This window comes from Streptomyces sp. NPDC052016, assembly GCF_044548445.1.
Lineage (GTDB): Bacteria > Actinomycetota > Actinomycetes > Streptomycetales > Streptomycetaceae > Streptomyces.
Window position 1 is genome coordinate 13,661 of the sequence record NZ_JBIUBX010000015.1, and the last position, 17,637, is coordinate 31,297.

The 17,637-nt window shown below is 71.9% G+C and carries 16 protein-coding genes and 1 pseudogene; 11 read left to right on the top strand and 6 right to left on the bottom strand.

Annotated features, from left to right (window positions below; all coding sequences use genetic code 11):
- The first annotated feature begins 89 nt into the window (after positions 1 to 89).
- Together ACIHAR_RS19620 and ACIHAR_RS19625 are read left to right on the top strand one after the other, a co-directional pair.
- Positions 90 to 812, top strand: coding sequence for an NUDIX domain-containing protein (locus tag ACIHAR_RS19620; protein WP_365469628.1), 723 nt, complete (start codon positions 90 to 92; stop codon positions 810 to 812).
- On the top strand, positions 809 to 1,831 hold the full coding sequence (locus ACIHAR_RS19625; protein WP_365469625.1) for an ADP-ribosylglycohydrolase family protein: 1,023 nt from the start codon (positions 809 to 811) through the stop codon (positions 1,829 to 1,831). The genes ACIHAR_RS19620 and ACIHAR_RS19625 overlap by 4 nt, the downstream gene beginning before the upstream one ends.
- A gap of 18 nt (positions 1,832 to 1,849) precedes the next feature.
- Here the strand turns inward: ACIHAR_RS19625 and ACIHAR_RS19630 are convergent, their stop codons facing one another.
- The gene (locus ACIHAR_RS19630) at positions 1,850 to 2,272 is read right to left on the bottom strand and encodes a Rieske (2Fe-2S) protein (protein ID WP_400020675.1); all 423 of its coding nucleotides are present in this window, start codon (positions 2,270 to 2,272) and stop codon (positions 1,850 to 1,852) included.
- Between the two features lie 252 nt (positions 2,273 to 2,524).
- Between ACIHAR_RS19630 and aroH the strand changes: the two genes are divergently transcribed.
- From aroH to der, 5 genes are all read left to right on the top strand, one after another.
- Positions 2,525 to 2,887, top strand: coding sequence for a chorismate mutase (gene aroH, locus ACIHAR_RS19635; protein ID WP_400020677.1), 363 nt, complete (start codon positions 2,525 to 2,527; stop codon positions 2,885 to 2,887).
- A complete protein-coding gene (locus tag ACIHAR_RS19640) occupies positions 2,884 to 3,969 on the top strand; it encodes a prephenate dehydrogenase (protein ID WP_400020679.1) in 1,086 nt (361 codons plus the stop codon). Before aroH ends, ACIHAR_RS19640 begins: the two co-directional genes overlap by 4 nt.
- A gap of 215 nt (positions 3,970 to 4,184) precedes the next feature.
- The gene (gene cmk, locus ACIHAR_RS19645; RefSeq protein WP_365469616.1) at positions 4,185 to 4,871 is read left to right on the top strand and encodes a (d)CMP kinase; all 687 of its coding nucleotides are present in this window, start codon (positions 4,185 to 4,187) and stop codon (positions 4,869 to 4,871) included.
- Entirely contained in the window at positions 4,868 to 5,530 is a 663-nt protein-coding gene (locus tag ACIHAR_RS19650; RefSeq protein ID WP_365469613.1) for a lysophospholipid acyltransferase family protein, read from the top strand. Before cmk ends, ACIHAR_RS19650 begins: the two co-directional genes overlap by 4 nt.
- A gap of 116 nt (positions 5,531 to 5,646) precedes the next feature.
- Positions 5,647 to 7,125 (top strand): ribosome biogenesis GTPase Der, encoded by a 1,479-nt coding sequence (gene der / locus ACIHAR_RS19655; RefSeq protein WP_365469610.1) that lies wholly within the window; start codon positions 5,647 to 5,649, stop codon positions 7,123 to 7,125.
- A gap of 67 nt (positions 7,126 to 7,192) precedes the next feature.
- Here der and ACIHAR_RS19660 read toward each other — a convergent pair whose 3' ends face one another.
- Together ACIHAR_RS19660 and ACIHAR_RS19665 are read right to left on the bottom strand one after the other, a co-directional pair.
- Positions 7,193 to 7,597, bottom strand: a complete 405-nt coding sequence (locus tag ACIHAR_RS19660; protein WP_365469607.1) for a hypothetical protein — start codon at positions 7,595 to 7,597, stop codon at positions 7,193 to 7,195.
- Between the two features lie 155 nt (positions 7,598 to 7,752).
- Positions 7,753 to 8,535 carry a hypothetical protein gene (locus tag ACIHAR_RS19665; RefSeq protein ID WP_400020683.1) on the bottom strand — a complete coding sequence of 261 codons (783 nt, stop codon included), beginning with the start codon at positions 8,533 to 8,535 and terminating at the stop codon, positions 7,753 to 7,755.
- Positions 8,536 to 9,054: 519 nt separating this feature from the next.
- On the opposite strand from ACIHAR_RS19665, the gene ACIHAR_RS19670 reads away from it, so the two are divergent.
- Together ACIHAR_RS19670 and ACIHAR_RS19675 are read left to right on the top strand one after the other, a co-directional pair.
- Positions 9,055 to 9,771 carry a transglycosylase family protein gene (locus tag ACIHAR_RS19670; RefSeq protein ID WP_365469601.1) on the top strand — a complete coding sequence of 239 codons (717 nt, stop codon included), beginning with the start codon at positions 9,055 to 9,057 and terminating at the stop codon, positions 9,769 to 9,771.
- A gap of 107 nt (positions 9,772 to 9,878) precedes the next feature.
- Positions 9,879 to 10,919, top strand: coding sequence for a YafY family protein (locus ACIHAR_RS19675; protein ID WP_365469598.1), 1,041 nt, complete (start codon positions 9,879 to 9,881; stop codon positions 10,917 to 10,919).
- A gap of 43 nt (positions 10,920 to 10,962) precedes the next feature.
- Here the strand turns inward: ACIHAR_RS19675 and ctaD are convergent.
- Positions 10,963 to 12,489, bottom strand: a pseudogene (ctaD, locus tag ACIHAR_RS19680) (cytochrome c oxidase subunit I); the annotation flags it as partial.
- Positions 12,490 to 12,933: 444 nt separating this feature from the next.
- On the opposite strand from ctaD, the gene ACIHAR_RS19685 reads away from it, so the two are divergent.
- Entirely contained in the window at positions 12,934 to 13,149 is a 216-nt protein-coding gene (locus ACIHAR_RS19685; RefSeq protein WP_365469595.1) for an I78 family peptidase inhibitor, read from the top strand.
- A 156-nt stretch (positions 13,150 to 13,305) separates the two neighbouring features.
- Here ACIHAR_RS19685 and ACIHAR_RS19690 read toward each other — a convergent pair whose 3' ends face one another.
- Positions 13,306 to 14,295 carry a phosphatase PAP2 family protein gene (locus ACIHAR_RS19690; RefSeq protein ID WP_365469593.1) on the bottom strand — a complete coding sequence of 330 codons (990 nt, stop codon included), beginning with the start codon at positions 14,293 to 14,295 and terminating at the stop codon, positions 13,306 to 13,308.
- A 237-nt stretch (positions 14,296 to 14,532) separates the two neighbouring features.
- On the bottom strand, positions 14,533 to 15,771 hold the full coding sequence (locus ACIHAR_RS19695; RefSeq protein WP_400020686.1) for a mannosyltransferase family protein: 1,239 nt from the start codon (positions 15,769 to 15,771) through the stop codon (positions 14,533 to 14,535).
- A gap of 258 nt (positions 15,772 to 16,029) precedes the next feature.
- Here ACIHAR_RS19695 and ACIHAR_RS19700 point away from each other — a divergent pair, with 258 nt between their 5' ends.
- Positions 16,030 to 17,631, top strand: coding sequence for an MFS transporter (locus ACIHAR_RS19700; protein ID WP_365469587.1), 1,602 nt, complete (start codon positions 16,030 to 16,032; stop codon positions 17,629 to 17,631).
- The last annotated feature ends 6 nt before the right edge of the window (positions 17,632 to 17,637 follow it).

Sequence of the window (17,637 nt, forward strand, 5' to 3'; positions counted from 1 at the left end):
GTTCCGGATTTCCTCCGGAACCGGCCGCTTTCTTGTGCCAGGACACCCGCCCTGTTTATAGTCGATACGACCATTAAGGAGGTGGGTGGATGCAGGGCTACGACAAGTACGCCTTCGAGCCCTTCGCCGTCACCGTCGACCTCGCCGTCCTCACCCTGCGCTCGGGCGCGCTGCACGTCCTGCTCGTCGAGCGCGGGCAGGAGCCGTACGCCGGCCGGTGGGCGCTGCCCGGCGGTTTCCTGCTGCCGGACGAGTCCGCCGAGACGGCGGCCCGGCGCGAACTCGCCGAGGAGACCGGCCTGGAGGACGTCTCCGGGCTGCACCTGGAACAGCTGCGCACCTACAGCGAGCCCGACCGCGACCCCCGGATGCGGGTGGTGTCCGTCGCCTTCGCCGCGCTGCTGCCCGACGCGCCCGAACCGCACGGCGGCGGCGACGCGGCCCAGGCGCGCTGGATGCCGTACGACGACGTCCGGCCGCTCGCCTTCGACCACGACCGGATCCTGGCCGACGCCCACGAACGCGTCGGCGCCAAGCTCGAGTACACCTGCCTCGCCACCGCCTTCTGCCCGCCCGAGTTCACCCTCGGCGAGCTGCAGCAGGTCTACGAGACGGTCTGGGGCACGGGCCTGGACCGCCCCAACTTCCGCCGCAAGGTCCTCGCCACACCGGGCTTCGTCGAGCCCGTACCCGGCGGCGCCGCGCGTCTGACCGGCGGCCGCGGCAAGCCGGCCGCCCTCTACCGCGCGGGCACCGCCACCACCCTCCACCCGCCGCTGCTGCGACCGCCCCGGGAAGGACGTTCCGCATGACCACCACCACCGTCAGGAAGCGCGCCGCCACCGGAGCCCTGGTGGGCCTCGCACTGGGGGACGCGCTCGGGTTCCCGACCGAGTTCGACGACGTTCCGTCCATCCTCGCCAAGTGCGGGCCGTGGCGCGAGATGCGGCTGCCGGAGCGCGCCTTCGTCTCCGACGACACCCAGATGGCGCTCGCGGTGGGACGGGCCCTGCGTACCGCCATGGACCGGGGGCTGCTCGTGCCGTCGCGTCTCGAGCGGCCGCTGCGCGAGGAGTTCGTCGACTGGTACCAGTCGCCCGAGAACAACCGGGCCCCGGGCCGGACCTGCCTGACCGCCTGCAACCTGCTGAAGGACGAGAGGCGCCTCTGGCAGGACGCCAGCCAGATCGGCTCCAAGGGCTGCGGTGCCAACATGCGCGTCGCCCCCCTCGGTCTCGCGCCCGGCCTCAGCGACGAGCAGCGGGCCGGTGCCGCCCAGCTCCAGGCCGCCCTCACCCACGGCCACCCCACCGCGCTCGCCGCCTCCGACCTCACGGCCCACGCCGTACGCCTGCTCGCGCAGGGCGCGGAGCCGACGGGCCTGGTCGGGCTGCTGCGCTCGTACGCCCTCGACAACCGCGCCCGCTACCACGAGCGCTGGCTCGGGGACCTGTGGACCCGCAGCCAGGATCCGACGCCCGAACACTTCATCGCGCGCGGCTGGGACGACTGCCTGGCCGTCCTGGACCGCCTCCGGGAGGCGCTGAGGGCTCCCTCGCCGGAGACGGACCCGTGCCTGGCCACCGGGGCTGGGTGGATCGCCGAGGAGGCCCTGGCGACCGGGCTGCTGTGCTTCCTGCTCTTCCCCGACGAGCCGGTCACCGCGCTGCGCCGGGCCGCCTGCTCCTCCGGCGACTCCGACTCCGTCGCCTGCCTGGCGGGCGCCTTCGCGGGCGCGTACGCGGGGGCCGACGCGTGGCCGACGGAGTGGGCGGACCGGATCGAGTACAGCGGGGAACTGGTGACACTCGGGGCGCTCTGGGACCTCTGAGCGCCCCGGGACCCGTGCCTACGCCAGCGTGATGGTGTCGCCCTGCACCGTGATCCGCTCGGCGGGCAGCGGCTTCGTCGCCGGACCCTCGGTCACCGCGCCGTCGTCGATGCGGAAGCTGCTGCGGTGGCAGGCGCAGTTGATGGTGCCGTCGGCGACGGTGGAGACCGTGCAGCCCTGATGGGTGCAGACCGCGGAGAACGCCTTGAAGTCGCCCTCCGCCGGCTGGGTGACGACGATCTTCTCCTTCGCGAAGACCTTGCCGCCCCCGACGGGGATGTCGGCCGTGCTCGCCAGTCGCTGCCCTGCGGCGGGCGCGGCGGGGGACGGCGGCGCGGCCGCGGAGTCGCCGTTGTCGCCGTTGCCGTCGGCACAGCCGACGGCGAGCGCCGCGGCGCCCGTCGCCATCAGGACCGTACGGCGCGAGGCGGGGTGGTTCATGTCGTCACTCCGAAGGTGCGGAAGGCAGGAGAGGAGGTGCTCCGAACGGAGCAGCAGCATCTTTCCACTGAAGGCACCGAAGAAGAAGCAACATCGGGCAGAGCGTCAGAAAACGTGCGTTCCGTACGTCTGACAGCCGAGCGTGCGGACCGGCCGGTGTCTCAGCGGGCGGGCGCCGCGCACCGGGCCCGCCCGGGCTGACTACGCTGGACGAACGAAGAGCCGATACGTACGGGAGCAAGGAGCGGTGCCGTGGCGGTACGAGCGGTCCGGGGGGCGGTCCAGCTGGAGCGGGACGAGGCCGGCCACATGGACGAGCAGGTCGGAGCCCTGCTCACCGCCATCATGGAGCGGAACTCGCTCACCGCCGACGACCTGATCAGCATCTGGTTCACGGCCACGCCCGACCTGCACAGCGACTTCCCGGCGGCCGCCGCCCGCAAGCTCGGCATCGTCGACGTCCCGCTGATCTGCGCCCAGGAACTCGACGTCCGGGGCGCCATGCCGCGGGTCGTGCGCGTCCTCGCCCACATCGAGTCCGACAAGCCCCGAGCGGACATCAACCACATCTACCTCGGCGCCGCCGCCGCCCTGCGCAAGGACATCGCCCAGTGAGGACCGCACTCGTCATCGGAACCGGGCTCATCGGCACCTCCGCCGCCCTGGCCCTCGCCCAGCGCGGCGTCGTCGTCCACCTCGAGGACCGCGACCCCGAGCAGGCCCGTACGGCGGCCGCGCTGGGCGCCGGCACCGACGAGGCGCCCGACGGCCCGGTCGACGTCGCGATCGTCGCCGCACCGCCCGCCCACGTCGCCGGCGTGCTCGCCGACGTCATGCGCCGCGGAGCGGCCCGCGGCTACCTCGACGTGGCCAGCGTCAAGGGCGGTCCGCGCCGTGAGCTGGAGGCGCTGGGCCTGGACCTGTCGACGTACCTGGGGACGCACCCCATGTCGGGCCGGGAGAAGTCCGGCCCGCTGGCCGCGTCCGGCGACCTCTTCGAGGGCCGTCCGTGGGTGCTGACGCCGACCCGGGACACCGACACCGAGGTGCTGAACCTCGCCCTGGAGCTGGTCTCGCACTGCCGCGCGGTTCCCGTGGTGATGGACGCGGACGCCCACGACCGGGCGGTGGCCCTGGTCTCCCACATGCCCCACCTCGTCTCCAGCATGGTCGCCGCCCGGCTGGAGGGCGCCGACGAGGCGGCCGTACGGCTGTGCGGACAGGGCATCCGGGACGTGACCCGGATCGCCGCGTCCGACCCCCGGATGTGGATCGACATCCTCTCGGCGAACCCCGGGCCGGTCGCCGACCTGCTCACCGATGTCGCCGGCGACCTGGAGGAGACCGTCCGGGCGCTGCGGGCGCTGCAGTCCTCCGACGAGGACAAGCGCCGTGAGGGGGCCGACGGCATCGAGCACGTCCTGCGGCGCGGCAACGCCGGTCAGGTCCGCGTCCCCGGCAAGCACGGGTCCGCTCCGCGGGTGTACGAGGTCGTCGCGGTGCTGATCGACGACCAGCCGGGCCAGCTCGCCCGCATCTTCGCCGACGCCGGGCTGGCGGGGGTCAACATCGAGGACGTGCGCATCGAGCACGCGGCGGGGCGGCAGGCGGGTCTGGTGCAGTTGATGGTCGAGCCGAAGAGCGCGCCCGTGCTGTCGGCCGCCTTGCGCGAGCGAGGGTGGGCGCTCCGCCAGTAGGGCCCGGTCCCTCACCTTCCGGGGCCGCCGCCCGGGACCCTCGCTCCGGCCCCGGACGGGCCGTGTCCTGGAGCGCTGCAGGGGCCGGATCACCCGGACCGGCGTCGAGCCCGCACCCCCTGTGCGGCCGGACGAGTGACCCGCACCCAGTAACCTTGTGCGGGGCACAGTGTCGCCCCGCAGCCCACCACCTCGCACCAGGAAGGTGTCCCTCCGTGGAAAACGGCGCCGCCCAGCCCGTGATTGTCGCCATCGACGGCCCCTCCGGCACGGGCAAGTCGAGCACGTCCAAGGCCGTGGCCGCGCAGCTCGGCCTGAGCTACCTGGACACCGGGGCGCAGTACCGGGCGATCACGTGGTGGATGGTGAACAACGGGATCGACATCGAGGACCCCACGGCGATCGCCGCCGTCGCGGGCAAGCCGGAGATCGTCTCGGGCACCGACCCGGCGAACCCGACGATCACGGTCGACGGCGTCGACGTGGCCGGGCCGATCCGCACGCAGGAGGTGACCTCCCAGGTCAGCGCGGTCAGCGCGGTGCCGGACGTGCGCGCCCGGATCACGGAGTTGCAGCGTTCGCTGGCGGCCTCCGCCGAGAAGGGGATCGTTGTCGAGGGGCGTGACATCGGGACGACGGTGCTGCCGGACGCCGATCTGAAGATCTTCCTCACCGCCTCCCCGGAGGCCCGCGCCGCCCGCCGCAGCGGCGAGCTGAAGGGCGCGGACGTGCACTCGACCCGCGAGGCGCTGATCAAGCGGGACGCGGCCGACTCCTCCCGCAAGACCTCCCCCCTCGCCAAGGCGGACGACGCCGTCGAGGTGGACACCACCGAGCTGACCCTCGCCCAGGTCATCGAGTGCGTGGTCACCCTCGTCGAGGAGAAGCGGGCCGCGCGGTGAGCGAGCTGCCCTCCGAGAGGGGTGCCGAGATCGGGCGGCGCATCGGCGTCGGCCTGATGTACGGGCTGTGGCGCCCGCGGGTGCTGGGCGCCTGGAGGGTCCCGGCGAGCGGTCCGGTGATCTTCGCGGTGAACCACTCCCACAACATCGACGGGCCGATGGTCATGGGCGTGGCGCCTCGGCCGACGCACTTCCTGATCAAGAAGGAGGCCTTCGTCGGCCTCCTCGACCCCTTCCTGACCGGCATCGGCCAGCTGAAGGTGGACCGCGAGAGCACCGACCGCACGGCGATCACGCGGGCGCTGGGCGTGCTGGAGAGCGGCGGCGTCCTCGGGATCTTCCCGGAGGGCACCCGCGGCGAGGGCGACTTCGCCTCCCTGCGTGCCGGGCTCGCCTACTTCGCCGTGCGCAGCGGGGCGCCGATCGTCCCCGTCGCCGTGCTGGGAAGTTCCGAGCGGCGCGGACGGTTGATGAAGGGGCTGCCCCCGCTGCGCTCCCGCGTCGACGTCGTCTTCGGCGACCCCTTCGAGGCGGGCGACGGCAGCGGACGGCGTACACGCAAGGCGCTCGACGAGGCGACCGAGCGCATCCAGAAGCAATTGGCCGCACACCTGGACCACGCCAGACGGCTCACCGGCCGGCTGACGGCGGCGGGATAGCGGACGGAAAACGCAGGGCGTCCGATCGGGCGCTGGGCGACACTGAGTAGTGGATCAATCCGGGGACAACGGATGCTCCACCGACCACCACGAAGGAACGACGAGGTACGGACTTCATGAACGACCACATCCAGCCCGAGGGCTCGGACGGGTTCGAGCACGATCACGGGGCGCTCGGCGACGCCGAGTACGCGGAGTTCATGGAGCTCGCCGCGGAAGAGGGCTTCGACCTCGAGGACGTCGAGGGCGCCATCGAGGCGGCCGGTCACGGCCCGTTGCCCGTGCTGGCCGTCGTCGGCCGGCCCAATGTCGGCAAGTCGACCCTCGTGAACCGCATCATCGGGCGCCGCGAGGCCGTCGTCGAGGACAAGCCCGGCGTCACCCGCGACCGCGTCACCTACGAGGCCGAGTGGGCGGGCCGCCGCTTCAAGGTCGTCGACACCGGCGGCTGGGAGCAGGACGTCCTCGGCATCGACGCCTCCGTGGCCGCGCAGGCCGAGTACGCGATCGAGGCCGCAGACGCCGTCGTCTTCGTCGTCGACGCCAAGGTCGGCGCCACCGACACCGACGAGGCGGTCGTACGCCTGCTGCGCAAGGCCGGCAAGCCCGTCGTGCTGTGCGCCAACAAGGTCGACGGCCCCAGCGGCGAGGCGGACGCGGCCTACCTGTGGAACCTGGGCCTGGGCGAGCCGCACCCGGTCTCCGCGCTGCACGGCCGCGGCACCGGCGACATGCTGGACGCCGTCCTGGAGGCGCTGCCCGAGGCGCCCGAGCAGACCTTCGGCACGGCGGTCGGCGGGCCGCGTCGTATCGCGCTCATCGGCCGTCCCAACGTCGGCAAGTCCTCGCTGCTGAACAAGGTGGCCGGCGAGGAGCGCGTCGTCGTCAACGAGCTGGCCGGCACCACCCGCGACCCGGTCGACGAGTTGATCGAACTCGGCGGTGTCACCTGGAAGTTCGTCGACACGGCGGGCATCCGCAAGCGGGTCCACCTTCAGCAGGGCGCCGACTACTACGCCTCGCTGCGCACCGCGGCCGCCGTCGAGAAGGCCGAGGTGGCGGTCATCCTGATCGACGCCTCCGAGACCATCTCGGTCCAGGACCAGCGCATCGTCACCATGGCCGTCGAGGCCGGCCGCGCGGTCGTCCTGGCGTTCAACAAGTGGGACACCCTCGACGAGGAGCGCCGCTACTACCTGGAGCGGGAGATCGAGACCGAGCTCGGCCAGGTGGCGTGGGCGCCCCGGGTGAACGTCTCGGCGCGCACCGGACGGCACATGGAGAAGCTGGTCCCCGCGATCGAGACGGCTCTGGCCGGCTGGGAGACCCGTGTCCCCACGGGCCGGCTGAACGCCTTCCTCGGCGAGCTGGTCTCGGCCCACCCGCACCCGATCCGGGGCGGCAAGCAGCCGCGCATCCTCTTCGGCACCCAGGCCGGCACCAAGCCGCCGCGGTTCGTGCTGTTCGCCTCCGGCTTCATCGAGGCCGGCTACCGGCGCTTCATCGAGCGCCGGCTGCGGGAGGAGTTCGGCTTCGAGGGCACGCCGATCCACATCTCCGTGCGGGTGCGCGAGAAGCGCGGCAAGAAGAAGTGAGCAACGGCTGGAGGGCGGCACCCCGTTGGGGGTGCCGCCCTCCAGCCGTGTCCTGAACGGCCTTGGCTCAGAAGCCCCTTCGCGGGGCCGGTGGCAGGGCCGCCGGGACGTGGTGCGTTCCCGTGGGCTCGGACTGCCGGCCCGTCTGCCCGATCGGTCCGACCCGCTGCCACTGCGCCTGCTGCCCGATCCCGTTGCGCGCGCTCTGCGCGCCCGCGCTGTAGGCGCTGTAGTTGCCGCTGAACGAGCTGGTGAACGATCCCGTACTGTGCGGGATGTTCCCGAAGGCGGTGAACCCCAGGTCTTCCTCCCCGCTGCGATCCCCCGGCAGCGATCGGAACGACTTGACGTACTCGGAGTAGAGCGCGTCGTAGATCGGCGTGGCCGATGGGCCGCCCTGGGGGTCCGGAGCCGGTCGCGCGGACGGGATCGACTGGTAGGCCTGGCGGCGGGGAACGTCGTAGGTGTGCACGTATGTCCAAACGAGGTTGGACTGGAAGGGATGCGGCTGTACCGCGCCCGAAAGGGGCGCGGGCCGCATCGACGTGCGGCTCCGCGGCGCGGGCGCGGCAGGCAGGGAACGAGCCGCGACCGCCGACCGTCGGCGGTGCCCTGCCGGGGCGGTGCTCAGGTCCCCGCCAGCGGCAGGGCCGCGCCGACGAGCTTGCCGTTGGCCGCCGCCTTGTCCAGCGCGTCCCGCAGCAGGTCCTCGCGGGGCTGACGCCCGATGGAACCGACCGGAGCCGCGAACATCAGCACCTGCTGGTGCTTGTTGGCGGCGGCCCGCCAGCCGTCCGTCACCTGCAGCGGCTGGTGCGCCTGCCACCAGGCCACCGGCTGTCCGCCGTTCGCGGACGGCTGCAGCACGGCGTGGAGCTGCCCCATCGCCAGCAGCACGGACCACCCGTGCCGCACCGGCGGCACCTCGGACAGCTCGGTCAGCGGCATGAAGCCCTGCTCGATGAGGAGCGGCAGGAAGTCGTCGCCGACGCCGATGGCGCCGGGCCGGACGATGGGCGCGGTCGGCTCGACGACCAGGGCCGGGTGCAACTCCCCGGCGATCAGGACGAGTCCGCTGGTGACACCGAGCACGGCCTGTTCGGGCACGACCTTCTGCGGGTCCAGGTCGACGGTGTCGCCGCTGATGGAGCGGACGGCGCCCCGCAGTTGCTCCTCGGTGACCTGGACGACCTGCGAGGGCAGGCAGGTGGCGTGGGCGAAGGCGAGGACGGCGGTCTCGTCCCCGATGAACAGGACGGTGCTGGTGCGCTCGAGCTCGGAGTCGCCCGGGGTGCGGCAGGACGTGCAGTCGTAACTGCCCGGGGCGTTCTCTCCGGCGAGCAGCCGGTCGGCTTCTTCGTCGCCGATCTCGGCGCGTACCTCGTCGCTGACGTCGAGCATGCGCGGCACGGGTGACTCCCTCGGATGCGGTGCGTTGTCGTGGCCGGGTCGACGCCCCGGCTCATGAAGAGACAACGGCCGATCTGTGGCGGGGGTCACGCTGCTCGGTGAACGGAATCGCATCGCCCTGCGCGCACGGTGACGGTTCGTGCGGAATGGGGCACTCATCGTCAAGTGGCCGACATCGGACGGGAGTTGGCTGCGTGAAGTGGGCCACAGGCCGCTCGGGATCTTGGTCGACAAATCCGGAAATCCGTGCATGAAGTGGGTGGCCGAAATTCGCCGATACCTTCGGTAACGCCGAACTGGCCTGCGAGAACTGCGAGTTGCTTGATAACGGTTCGGCAACGTCCCTAGATTGCGCGGCTGTGTGCAACGAGCACCGCTCGGGTACGTCCGCCGGCCGCGCAGAGCCAGACACCGCGCAGCACCACCACCGGCGAACGGGCCGGAGCGCGTCGACCGCGCCCCCGCGCGGACGGTCGCGCCCCGTTCAGGGGGAGCCCGGGTCCGTAGAGAGGGATCTACATGTCCGACTGTGCCGACAACACCCGCGTCGACGCCCGCGCCGGCAAGGCGCGCACGACGGCGGTCCTCGCCGGAGCGGCGCTCCTCGCCCCGCTGGGCGTGCTGGCCGCGAGCGGCAACGCCGCGGCGGCGGACGGCGGGGTGTGGGACCGCATCGCCCGGTGCGAGAGCGGCGGCAACTGGCACATCAACACCGGCAACGGCTACTACGGCGGACTGCAGTTCTCCGCCTCCACCTGGCGCGCGTACGGCGGCACCGCCTACGCGCCCACCGCCGACCAGGCCACCAAGCAGCAGCAGATCTCCGTCGCCACCAAGGTGCAGCGGGCCCAGGGATGGGGCGCGTGGCCCACCTGCTCGGCGCGCGCCGGAGCCTCCGGCAGCGCACCGGACGCTCCCTCGGCCGGCTCGGCCTCCGCTCCGTCGGGGTCCAGCGAGTCGGGCTCGCGGACCGGTTCGCCACGGACCGGTTCGCCGACGTCGGGCTCGTCCACGAACGGCTCGTCGCAGTCGTCGGCGAAGGCTCCCGAGCGCTCGACGGGCCACGGCTCCCGGGACAGCTCCCGCGGCGGCGACTACACCGTCCGCGAGGGCGACACGCTCAGCACCATCGCCGCCCGGAACGGAACCACCTGGCAGCGGCTCTACACCGCCAACCGGGCCGCCATCGGCGGCGATCCGGACCTGATCATGCCGGGGCTGCGCCTGAACTTCTGACACCCCTCGGGCCGCACGGCCCCACCCGGTGTGCCCGCCGGGCGGGGCCGCGCGCGCGTGGCGCGCGGGGGCGTGCGGCCGCTCCCGGCCCTGGCAGACTCGGCGCCATGCTGGAGACCTCCGCCCGACTGCTGCGTCTGCTCTCCCTCCTCCAGGCCCACCGCGAGTGGTCCGGCGCCGAACTGGCCGAACGGCTCGGCGTCACCGCCCGCACGGTCCGCCGGGACGTGGAACGGCTGCGGGAGCTGGGCTACCCCGTCAACGCCAGCCCGGGCACGGGCGGCGGCTACCAGCTCGGCGCCGGAGCCGAGCTGCCGCCGCTGCTCCTGGACGACGACGAGGCGGTCGCCGTCGCCGTCGGGCTGCGCACGGCCGCCGGGCAGGGCATCGAGGGCATCGGCGAGGCCTCCGTACGGGCCCTGGCGAAGCTGGAGCAGGTGCTGCCGCACCGCCTGCGCCGCCGCGTGAGTGCCCTGAACGCCTTCACCGTCCCGATGCTGCGCGGCCCCCAGCCCTCCGCCGTCGACCCTGCCGTCCTCACCGAACTGGCCCACCTGTGCCGGGACACCGAGCGCCTGCGCTTCGACTACCGCGGCCACGACGGCGTGGTCACCCGCCGCACCGTCGAACCCCACCGCCTGGTCTGCACCGAACGCCGCTGGTACCTGGTCGCCTGGGACCTCGACCGCGCGGACTGGCGTACGTTCCGCGTGGACCGCCTCACGCCGAAGCCGCCGCACGGCCCGCGTTTCGCCCCGCGCACACCTCCCGCCGACGACCTCGCGGCGTACGTCTCCCGGGGCGTCTCCACCCGCGCGTACGCCACCCAGGCGGTCGTCCGGCTGCTGGTGCCGCTGGAGGAGGCCGCCGAGCGGGTCTCGCCGTCCGCTGGGACCCTGGAGGCCGACGGGCCGGACGCCTGCGTCCTGCGCACCGGGGCCGCGAGCCTCGACGTGATGGTGATCCACGTGCTGATGACGGGCCTCCCGTTCGAGGTGCTGGAGCCCGTGGAGCTGATCGAGGCGATCAGGACGGCTCGTGACCGGCTTGATGCTTCTTTGGCTCGGGCTGCGGGATCTGCGCCGCGTACTCCGGGTAGCGCAGGTCGAACGCCGGGGACTCCGAACGGATCCGGGGCAGCGCGGTGAAGTTGTGCCGGGGCGGCGGGCAGGAGGTCGCCCACTCCAGGGAGCGGCCGAAGCCCCAGGGGTCGTCGACCTCGACCTTCTCGCCGTACATGGCGGTCTTCCAGACGTTGTAGAGGAACGGCAGCGTCGACAGGCCGAGCAGGAACGCGCCGATCGTGGAGACGGTGTTCAGGGCGGTGAAGCCGTCCGCGGCGAGGTAGTCCGGGTAGCGGCGGGGCATGCCCTCCGCGCCCAGCCAGTGCTGCACCAGGAACGTGGTGTGGAAGCCGACGAACAGCGTCCAGAACTGGATCTTGCCGAGCCGTTCGTCGAGCAGCTTTCCCGTGAACTTGGGCCACCAGAAGAAGAGCCCGGCGAAGATCGCGAAGACCACCGTGCCGAAGACGACGTAGTGGAAGTGCGCCACCACGAAGTACGAGTCGGTGACGTGGAAGTCCATGGGCGGCGACGCCAGGATCACCCCGGTCAGACCGCCGAAGAGGAACGTCACGAGGAACCCCACCGCCCACAGCATCGGCGTCTCGAAGGACACCGAGCCCTTCAGCATGGTCCCGGTCCAGTTGAAGAACTTCACGCCCGTCGGCACCGCGATCAGGAACGACATGAAGGAGAAGAACGGCAGGAGGACCGCGCCGGTCGCGAACATGTGGTGCGCCCACACCACCACGGACAGGCCGGTGATCGCCATGGTCGCGCCGACCAGCGTCAGATAGCCGAAGATCGGCTTGCGGCTGAAGACCGGGATGATCTCCGTGATGATCCCGAAGAACGGCAGCGCGATGATGTACACCTCGGGATGCCCGAAGAACCAGAACAGGTGCTGCCACAGCAGCGCCCCGCCGTTGGCCGCGTCGAACACCTGCGCCCCGAACCGCCGGTCCGCCTCCAGGACCAGCAGCGCGGCGGCCAGCACCGGGAACGCCATCAGGATCAGGATCGACGTGAAGAGCGTGTTCCACGTGAAGATCGGCATCCGGAACATCGTCATGCCCGGCGCACGCATCCCGATGATGGTGGTGATGAAGTTGACCGCGCCGAGGATCGTGCCGAAGCCGGCCAGCGCCAGGCCCATGATCCACAGGTCGGGGCCGATGCCGGGGGAGCGTTCCAGGCTGTTCAGCGGGGCGTAGGCGAACCAGCCGAAGGAGGCCGGCCCGCTCGGCACCAGCAGCGAGCCGAGCACGATCAGACCGCCGAAGAGGAACAGCCAGTACGACAACATGTTCAACCGTGGGAAGGCCACGTCGGGGGAGCCGATCTGCAGCGGCATCAGCTCGTTGGCGAAGCCCGCGAAGCTCGGTGTCGCGAACAGCAGAAGCATGATCGTGCCATGCATCGTGAACAGCTCGTTGAACTGCTCGTTGGTCACGATCTGCAGTCCCGGCCGGGCGAGCTCGGCGCGCATGATCAGCGCCATGGCCCCGCCGATCAGGAAGAACGCGAACGACGTGATCAGGTAGAGGTGGCCGATCTTCTTGTGGTCGGTGGTGGTCAGCCAGTCGACGACCACCCGGCCGCTCCTCCTGACCCGTACGACTCGCGCCGCCGCCGGTACGGTCTCCGTCCCCATCGCTCGCTCGCCCCTTCGCTCGTCGCGCCCCGGGCCCGCCGTCGCCCGCGCCGCACGGGTGCCCGTGAGCTGCCGCCATGATGCTCGCGCCGCCGCGCGCGCCGACGGGGGCGTACGGAGGATATGTGGGGGAGCCGTGTATTTCCTATGAGGATACGGCTGTCGCGGAGTCGTTGCGGAATGGGAGGGGAGCGGGTTCCGGGGACGGTTCTCCGGGATCTTTCCGCCCGGTTATTCGAGGGGCCCGGACGACACGCGGGAATTGCGTTCGAATACGCGCGGAAGGCTCAGGGAACCGCTCGTACGTGTGATGCCCGTTGCTGCATCGGCGGTAGTCGCGGCCACCGAAACACGTGTCGTGATCCTGTGACAGAAGTGTGACCGGAGTGATCCACATCTCTGGTCCGGCTTCCCGGGACGGGGCCGTCGGCCTAGCGTGGCGGTATGGCACCGATTCCCACTCCGCCAGCGGAGCCCCAGGACAGTCCGGACGGGTACGTCGGCCTCGAGGCCGCGCGCGCCGAGCGGCTCGCCCGTGAACGGGGGTGGTCGACGGTGCGCTCGCTGGCGCCGGGGACGATCATCACCATGGAGTACCGAGTGGGGCGGCTGAACTTCGAGGTGAGGGACGGACGCGTGACCCGCGCCTGGAAGGGCTGAGATCGCCGGGCGCGCCTGGGCCGTCCGGGTGACGGCGAGCGCCCGGCCGCCGGTCCGGTGACGACGAAGCCCCGGTTCCTGGACCAGGAACCGGGGCTTCGCGTGCGGGGCCGGGTGGTGCGTACCCGAGGGGCCCCGGGGCCGGTCAGCCGTCTGTCACGGGCGGGCCGAGGTGGTCGTACCGCGGGGCAGCCGGTCGGAGTGCGGTGGGCGCCGGCCGCCGACGGGCGTGACCGGGGTGCGCTCCGAACGGGCCGTGTGCGGGCCGGGGGCCAGGTAGACCGGCGCCCTGGGGGAGCAGGCGGCGGGGGTTTCGTCCGGGGACGCGGGGCGCGACTTGATCGACACCGGCACCGGGACCGGGGTGGGCGCGGACCCCGTGGTGATGCCGCGGGTGCGCCAGCGGTCGCGCAGGTCGAAGATCCAGGCCTCGGTGCGGGCGATCAGCGGCTCGAACCAGGGCAGCGCGAGCAGGATCAGCAGGCCGGCGGCCCAGCCGAGGATCACGTCGCTCAGCCAGTGCGTACCGAGATAGACCGTGGCCAGGCCGACGCCGAGCGAGGTGACCGCGGAGAGGGCGGACAGCCAGCGGCGGGCTCTCGGCGTGGAGGCCAGATACGCCAGGATTCCCCAGGTCACGACCGCGTTGGCCGTGTGGCCGCTGGGAAATATATCGCCGCCCAGACCCATCTCGTTCGAGCCGATGGTGGTGGCGTAGTGCGGTCCGAGGCGGCCCATGCCGATCTTGGCGGCGCCGACGGTGACGTTCAGCAGCAGCAGTGAGACGCCGAGGGCGAGCAGGGGGCGCAGGGTGTGCTGGCGCCAGGATCTCCAGCCGAGCCAGGCGGCGACCATCACGGCGGTGGGGCCGCGCTGGCCGAGGACCACGTAGTAGTCGACGAACCAGTGGATTTCGGACCACTGCTGGTACGGCCGGAAGAACATGACCTGCCAGTCGAGGCGGACCAGCCACGACGTGATCACCACGAGCCACACGATGGCCAGGTAGAAGGCGAGGGTCGCGCAGAACAGCGCGACCCTGTGCCTGCTCATCTTCGGCACATCGATGTGGGACGGCCGTTCTGGCTCACGGTCGAGCCTGGCGAACACCCGGTCCAGACGGGTGAGGTTTCGTTCGGTACGCACCCAATCGACGTTACAGCGAGTGAGCTCACTTCTCCTGCGAATCCACGGCTTTGTGATGACGATGTGATGTGGGATTGCTCTCAGGGCAGCGCTTATTCCTCCGGAATGCGTAATCCCCCACCACTGCTCCCTTCAATTCCTTTGATCATTCCGGGGGACGGTTTTTGGGAACTTATGAATGGGTTCCTTAATGCCGGTGTCCCATTCCCCGTGTGCTCACTGGTAGTACGCAGTCGGTCATGGGGGACCGGAGCCGTTCAGCCACCACGCGCCGTACACGGCCGACACCAGGGCGACACCCGCCACCACCAGCGCGGATCTCGGCGTCCGCAGCCGGGCGAGGGCCACGGCGAGGGGGAACAGCAGCGGGAACGCGGGCATCAGCAGACGCGGTTTCGAGCCGAAGTAGCTCGACGCGCACAGGGCGAGCGTCAGCACCACACCCGCGTACACCAGCAGCGGAAGCGGTTGGCGCTGTCGTACACAGACGACGTACAGCCAGACGAGCAGAGCGACGCCGACGATCAGCCCGACGCCGGCGAAGGCCGACGGAATTGACGTGAACTTGTCGATGATGAAGCGGGCGAAGGCGTAGCCGCCGTCGAACCCGTTGCGCCAGCCCGCCTGGACGTCGAGGTAACCGAAGGTGCCCTTGCCGGTGTGGTGGCCCACCCACAGGACGTAACCGGCGGCGCCGAGAGGCGCGAGGAGAAGCCCGAGAGTGCGTCGCACGGTGGGGGCGCCTGGGGTGCTCCGGTCACGCGGGAGAGGGGCGTCGGCGGACGACCGGGCGGCGCGTACGGGCGTCCGCGCGCCGTCGGTGGGCTCCGCGCCTCGGGTTCCCACGAACGAGAGCGCGCCGGCCACCCAGACCGCGGCCACCACGGCGAGCCCCACCGGCCGGGTCAGCCCGGCCAGCGACGCCAGCGCGCCTGCGGTCACCCACCGGCCGGTGAGCACCGCGTACAGCGACCAGGCGGCCAGCGCGGTGAACAGCGACTCGCTGTACGCCATCGACTGCACGATCCCGACCGGCAGCACCGCCCACAGCAGCACCGCGCACACCCCCGCCCGGCTGCCGTGCACATGGTCGGCGACCGCGAAGATCCCCCAGGCGGCGGCGAGCGAGGCGAGCAGGGAGACGACGAAACCGGCGTCGGCGTACGACAGCGGGCTCACCGCGTGCAGCAGGCGCTCCAGCCACGGCAGCAGCGGGAAGAACGCGAGGTTGGAGTGCACGTCGCCGTTCGGCAGCCGCACCTCGTAGCCGTACCCCAGTTCGGCGACCCGCGTGTACCACAGCGCGTCCCAGCGCGCCGTCAACAAGGTGTACGGGCTCTTGTCCCGCGCGGCGCTCCACAGGGCGAGGGCGAGCAGGCCCAGGGCGCGCACGGCCGCGTACCCCACGAGGGCCGGGGCCGCCCGGCGCAGAGCGGCGGAGCCGGGGGGCGCCCCGCGCGTTCCAAGATCGGTCACGGGCCCGATTATCGGCCGGACGTGCAGGTGGGCGGTGCGCCGGGGTGTCCGGACCGGTGAGAAGAGTGGTGTACGCCACATGGGTTCCCCCGGACTGTGAGAGGTCCGCCACGTGGCCGAGCCGCGAACTCGCGTACGCTGCGTGTCACTCGCCGTTCGTTTGCGCGGGCCGGAGACCACCGCTCCTCTCCGGCCGAGTCGCGGGGAGTCCCCACCCCGCGAGCCCGCCGAACCCGAGGACACCTGGGAGGTACGTACATGTCCGGGACGACCACGGCTGCCGTCGGGCTGCGCCGTCGGGCGGCCGGGGCCGGTGCCAACCGCTGGATCGTGCTCGTCGTGCTGTGCGTCAGCCTGCTCCTGGTCGCCGTCGACGCGACCGTGCTGCACGTCGCGGTGCCCGCTGTCACCGAGGACCTCCGGCCCGGCGCGATCGAACTGCTCTGGATCGTCGACACCTACCCGCTCGTCTGCGCCTCGCTGCTGATCCTCTTCGGCACGCTCGGTGACAAGGTGGGTCGCAGAAGGGTGCTGCTGCTCGGGTACGCGCTGTTCGGCGTCGCCTCCGCGATGGCGGCGTTCGCCGGGAGCGCCGAGCTGCTCATCGTCGCGCGGGCGCTGCTCGGGGTCGGCGGCGCGATGATCATGCCGGCGACGTTGTCGATCCTGCGGCAGGTGTTCCCCGACCGACGCGAGCGGGCGCTCGCGATCGGCATCTGGAGCGCGGTCGCCGCGGTCGGCGCGGCGGTCGGGCCGCTGCTCGGAGGCTTCCTCCTCGAGCACTTCTGGTGGGGCTCGGTCTTCCTCGTCAACATCCCGCTGATGCTGGTCAGCCTGCCGGTGGGGCGGATGCTGCTGCCGGAGTCACGGGGTGCGGGGGACGGCCCGTGGGACGTCGTGGGCGCGCTGATGGCGGCGGCCGGGCTGTTCGGCGTCGTCCTGGGCGTGAAGCGGCTCGGCGGCGGGGACGCGGACGTCCCCACCTTCGTGCCGCTGGTCGCGGGCGTGGCGCTGATCGCCCTCTTCGTACGGCGCCAGCGGCGCCGCCGGCATCCCCTGGTGGACCTGCGGATGTTCGCGCGGCCGGCGTTCAGCACGTCGGTGGGGTGCATCGTGCTGGCCATGCTGGCGCTGGTCGGTCTGGAGCTGATCGCGGCGCAGTACCTGCAGCTGGTGCTGGGACTGTCCCCGCTGGAGACGGGACTGCGGCTGCTGCCGCTGACGTTCGCCGCGATGGCGGCCGGCCTGGCGGGGGCACGCCTGCTGCGGCGCTTCGGACCTCGGCGGATGGTGTGCGGGGGGTTCTGTCTCACGGCGGCCGCGGTGGTCACGCTGACCGCGATGGGCGGTGAGGACAACGCGGGGCTGCTGCTGTTCGGCTTCGTGCTGCTCGGCTTCGGGCTGGAGACGACGCTGTTCGCGGCGTACGAGTCGATGCTGAGCGAGGCTCCGCAGGAGCAGGCCGGTGGGGCGGCGGCGATCGGGGAGACGTCGTACCAGCTGGGGGCCGGGATCGGGATCGCCCTGCTGGGCAGCGTGATGAACGCGGCGTACGCGCCCGGGCTGTCGTCGGTGCCCGGGGTGCCGGCCGACGCGTCGGCCGCGGCGGGGCACTCGCTGGGGGAGGCGTACGAGGTCGCCGGGCGGCTCGGGGGACCGGCCGGGGACACCCTGCGGCGGACGGCTCAGGAATGTTTCGTGCACGGGCTGCATGTGACGCTGCTCGTGAGTGCGGGGCTGCTGTTGCTGGGGGCCGTGATGGCGTTGCGGCTGCCGCGGGTCATGCAGTGCGAGGTCGACTCCCCCGCGGTGGAGCTGCCCGGGCAGAGGGGGGTCGCCGAGACCCGCGTCTCGGCCTGATCCCGG